Annotated in this window: 4 protein-coding genes; 1 reads left to right on the top strand and 3 read right to left on the bottom strand. The window is 75.1% G+C overall.

Translation table 11 applies throughout. The features are described from left to right. Positions 1–89 precede the first annotated feature (89 nt). The 3 genes from pcaG to M0638_RS10910 all read right to left on the bottom strand — a co-directional run bounded on the left by pcaG (position 90) and on the right by M0638_RS10910 (position 2,516). Positions 90–686: a protocatechuate 3,4-dioxygenase subunit alpha gene (pcaG, locus tag M0638_RS10920; protein WP_248667019.1), complete on the bottom strand. Its 597-nt coding sequence runs from the start codon at positions 684–686 to the stop codon at positions 90–92. Positions 687–689: 3 nt separating this feature from the next. Then, the gene (locus M0638_RS10915) at positions 690–1,412 is read right to left on the bottom strand and encodes a dioxygenase family protein (protein ID WP_248667018.1); all 723 of its coding nucleotides are present in this window, start codon (positions 1,410–1,412) and stop codon (positions 690–692) included. A gap of 108 nt (positions 1,413–1,520) precedes the next feature. Beyond that, positions 1,521–2,516, bottom strand: coding sequence for a tripartite tricarboxylate transporter substrate-binding protein (locus M0638_RS10910; protein WP_248667017.1), 996 nt, complete (start codon positions 2,514–2,516; stop codon positions 1,521–1,523). 182 nt (positions 2,517–2,698) lie between these two features. Between M0638_RS10910 and M0638_RS10905 the strand changes: the two genes are divergently transcribed. After that, on the top strand, positions 2,699–3,547 hold the full coding sequence (locus M0638_RS10905) for an alpha/beta fold hydrolase (protein WP_248667016.1): 849 nt from the start codon (positions 2,699–2,701) through the stop codon (positions 3,545–3,547). The last annotated feature ends 723 nt before the right edge of the window (positions 3,548–4,270 follow it).

Here is a 4,270-nt window from a genome sequence, read left to right as displayed (position 1 = left end):
CCCCGCCCGGCCGCCGGCGCCCGCCATGCCCGCCCCCTGTCCAATGCTCGCCATCGCCGGCTCCTTCCCCCGTGCCCTCCCGCCGCGACTCAATCGTCGAAGAAGGGCGTCTCCGCCGCGGCGTCGCCGCGCAGCAGGATGTCGAAGCGGAAGCGGCGCATCCCGTCCGCCTCGCCGTCCCCGCGCGCGACGAGGTGGTGGCGGCGTTCCGCCGGCACCAGGGAGAGCACCGGATCGGCCGCGTTCGCCTCGGCGAAATCGGGGAAGAACACCGTGGTCTGCGCCCGGCGCATCAGCCCCGCCCCCATCACGGCGAGGTTGACGTGCGGCGCGCGCGCGCCCGTGGCGTCGCGGAAGCCGCCGGGCAGCACGGTGCGGAACGCGAAATTCCCCGCCGCGTCGGTCCAGGCGCGGCCCCAGCCCAGGAAGGCGGGGTCGGCGAGATGCGCCTCCGGGTCGGCCGGGTGCGCGAAGCGGCCCGCGGCATCCGCCTGCCACGCCTCCAGGATCATGTTCAGGCAGGCGATGCCCTCCTCCTTCGCGACGCGGCCGTGCAGCAGGATCGGCTCGCCGCGTGCCGGCGGGCCGTCGGCGAGGCGCGTGAGGTCGTTGTCGCCGTCACGGAAGAAGGTGCGCGGGAAGAAGGGGCCGATCGTGTGCTGCGAGGTGGGGGCGAGCAGGGTCATCGGTCAGGCCTCCGGCGTGGCGTGGCGGCCGCGCAGCACGATGTCGTGGGTGAAGGCGATCCAGCCATCGCCCACCTCGGCCGGGTGGGTCTGGCGCGCGACGAGGCGCTGCCGCGCCGCCGCGTCGGGGATCGAGTTCAGGATGCGGTCCCACTCGTTCATCGGGTCGCCCGGGAAGTACATCTGCGTCACGAGGCGCGAGAGCGAGGCCGGGCCGAGCACCGAGAAGTGGATGTGCGGCGGCCGCCACCACGTGTCCTTCACCGGCACCGGGTAGGCGCCGGGCCTGATGGTGAAGAAGGCGTAGCGGCCCTCCGCGTCCGTGCGCACGCGGCCGTTGCCGACGAAGTGCGGGTCGAGCGGCGCGTCGCGCTGGTCGATCGGGTGGAAGTAGCGGCCGGCGGCATTGGCCTGCCACAGCTCGACCACCGCGTCGCGCACCGGCCGGGCGGATTCGTCGAGGATGCGGCCGGAGACGTGCATGAGCTGGCCCTGCGCGATCCGCCCCGGGCCGAGCACGGCGAGGTTGCTCTCGTCGCAGGGCAGCTTGCGCCAGAGGGCGAGCGGGCCGGTCGCCTCGGTGCGCGTCACCGGCCGGCGGATCAGCGGCTGCGCCGGGGTGTGCGTCCAGGTGTTGGGGTAGCCCGGCACCGGCACCGCCGGCTCGATGCCGGGGGCGAAGGGCTCGTAGCGGTCGGGAAGCGGCGTGCGGGCGTGGTTGTCCATGGTTGCCTTCTCGGGATCGCTGCCTCGGGATCGTCGCGTGGCGGGCCGGCCGCGGCGGGGGCGGCCACCGGCCTGCCTGTCAGGGGGCGTGCCGTCCGGGCGCCGGCCTCACTCGTCCGGCCGGAAGCCGGAGGCGGCGACGATCGGCCCCCAGGTCTCGGTCTCCCGCGCGATGCGCTGGCGGAACGCCTCGGGCGCCATCGGCTGCGGCTGGAGGTCGATGCGCGCGAGCGCGGCCGTGACCTCGGGCACCGCGGCGACGATGGCGCCGTGCAGGGCAGCGACCACCGGCGCCGGCGCGCCGGCCGGCAGCAGGGCGCCGTACCATTCCTCGTGCGTCAGGGCGGGGAAGCCGGCCTCGGCGAAGGTCGGCACCTCCAGCCCCGGCCGCCGCTCGGGCGAGGAGACGGCGAGCAGGCGCACGTCGCCGGAACGGTGGAAGGAGGTCAGGTCGCCGAGCGGCAGGATCACCGCCTGCAACGTGCCCGACAGCAGGTCCGACGCCGCGGGCGCCGAGCCGCGATACGGGATGTGGTTCAGCGAGAGCCCGGCGAGGCGGGCCAGCTCGGTGCCGATGAAGTGCGGCATGGAGCCCGGCACGGGCGAGGCCCAGTCCACCGAGGGGCTCGGCTTCGCCCAGGCGACGAACTCCGCCAGGGTGCGCGCCGGGTGCTGCTTCGCGACGGCGAGGCCGAAGGGGAAGACGCAGAGGGGCGAGACCGGCGTGAAGTCGCGCAGCGGGTCGTAGCGCAGCGTCCGCGTGTAGAGGTGCGGGTAGATCGTCAGCATCGAAGCCGGGGTGACGATGAAGGCGGAGCCGTCGGCGGGCAGCGGCTTGAGCAGTTCCAGCGCCATGCGGCCGCCCGCGCCGGGGCGGTTGTCCACCACGAGCTGCATGGCGCCGCTGGCCCGCAGGCGCTCGGCGTAGAGGCGGGTGACGCTGTCGATCGTGCCGCCCGGCGGGAAGCCGACGATGGCGCGGCCGGTGCGGGCGGTCTCGGCGCGGGCTTCCCCGGCGCCCCCGGCCGCCCGCGCGGCGAGCGCCGCGCCGCCCAACGCCAGAAGTGCCGAACGGCGGCCGATTCCTGCAATTCCTGCGCGCATGCCCTGCCCTGTTCTTTCCTGGATCCGTCGCGGCGGATGTCCCGGCACCGCGCCGCTTCTTCTCGCATGATCCTGCCGGCGCGGACCGTAAAAGTCAATAGACTGACCTTTTGACAATAAAGCGCCGCGATGGCAATTTCCGGCCCGGCGAACAGGGCTGGCGAACGGGAAGGGAGGAGACCATGCGGCGACGTCCGGTGCTCGGGCTGCTTCCCGCGCTCTCCATGGGCTTGTGGGGAATGGGCGGGGCGATGGCCGAGGAATTGCGGATCGAACGGGAGACGGGTGCCGTCACGCTGCGGCGGGACGGGGCGGGGCCGGCCATCGTGCTGATCCCCTCGCTCGGGCGCGGCCAGGAGGATTTCGACGGCATCGTGCCGCGCCTGGTCGCGGCCGGCTTCACGGTGCTGCGGCCGGAGCCGCGCGGCATCGGCGGCTCCGCGCCGCTGCCGCCGGGCGCCACGCTGCACGACATGGCGGCCGACATCGCCGCCGTGATCGAGGCGGAAGGCGCGGCCCCGACGATCGTCGCCGGCCATGCCGCCGGCAACTGGGTGGCGCGGGTGCTGGCGCATGACCGGCCGGCGCTGGTGCGCGGCGTGGCCATGCTCGCGGCGGTCACCGGCACGGAGATCGATCCGGCGATCCGCCGCTCCATCACCGCGAGCTACACGACGACGCTGCCCGACGAGGAGCGCCTCGCGCATCTGCGGCGCGCCTATTTCGCGCCCGGCAACGACGCCCGCGCCTGGCTGCCGGGCTGGCATCCCGAGGTGGCCGCGGCCCAGCGCGCCGCCGCGGCGGCGACGACCGACAAGGGCTGGCTGCGCGCCGCCGAGCGGCATCCCCTGCTCTACGTCGCGGCCGCCGAGGACGCGATCGCGCCGCCGCCTTCGCTGGAGGAACTGCACGCCACGCTCGGCCCGCGCGTGACGCGGGTGGTGGTGGCGCGGGCCGGGCACGCGCTGGTGCCCGAGCAGCCCGAGGCCGTGGCGGCGGCGCTGATCGCCTTCGCCCGGGAAGCGGCGTGATACGCACGACGGGATTGCTTGACCCGTCTTCGTGAATCGGGGGTCTCGAAGGGGACTTCGCCCCTTCGCGGGGTCCGGGGCAGCGCCCCGGGATGTGTCGACGAACGACGCCGTCGGCATGAGAGAGCCGAAGCGCCGCCGGCCGGCATGCGGCGGCGATGCGCGCCACCGGGGCGCGGCATCCGCCTCATCGTGCCCCGCCCGCCCGACGGGTCCTGCCGGTGCCCGCGCCAGGGGAGATGCGCGTACCGGCAGGACCCGCCGGCTCATGGGCGACCGACGAGCAAGCCCGGCCGGCACCGTTGCGCCATGAATGAGCACCGCCAACGCCCTGCGCAACCGACACGGACTAACCTGGCATGCGAAGCATCTCCCTCACGAGGCTGCTCCCCGTCCCCGGCCTCGCCTGCCTTCTCGCGGCATGCGCCGGCACGGGAACCCGGCAGGCCGCGGATACCGGCCCGACGGCTGCCGCCGGCGCACGCGGCGATGGCGCGGGCGACTTCGCGGAACCCGAGTCCCGGCCCTGACAGCCGGGCCATTCCGCGCCGGGGCCATGTTCCGCGCGGCCCGCAGCGCCGCTCAGGCGGCGAGCCGGGCGCGCAGCGCGCCGTCCCGCCACTGCTCCATGCGCAGGCGCGCCGGGCCGTCCTCCAGCACCCGCCACTCGCCGTCGGGCAGCGGCGCGCCGTGGATCACCACCGGGGCCGCGCGCGTCTTGAG

The organism is Roseomonas acroporae (assembly GCF_023223525.1).
GTDB classification, from domain to species: Bacteria; Pseudomonadota; Alphaproteobacteria; order Acetobacterales; family Acetobacteraceae; genus Roseomonas_E; species Roseomonas_E acroporae.
The sequence above is the reverse complement of the archived record's forward strand: the minus strand, read 5'-3'. Positions and strand labels throughout refer to the sequence as shown.

Coding starts and splice junctions, on each gene's coding strand:
- M0638_RS10915 (WP_248667018.1), bottom strand. CDS start 1,412: ATGGACAACCACGCCCGCACGCCGCTTCCCGACCGCTACGAGCCCTTC.
- M0638_RS10910 (WP_248667017.1), bottom strand. CDS start 2,516: ATGCGCGCAGGAATTGCAGGAATCGGCCGCCGTTCGGCACTTCTGGCG.
- M0638_RS10905 (WP_248667016.1), top strand. CDS start 2,699: ATGCGGCGACGTCCGGTGCTCGGGCTGCTTCCCGCGCTCTCCATGGGC.
- pcaG (WP_248667019.1), bottom strand. CDS start 686: ATGACCCTGCTCGCCCCCACCTCGCAGCACACGATCGGCCCCTTCTTC.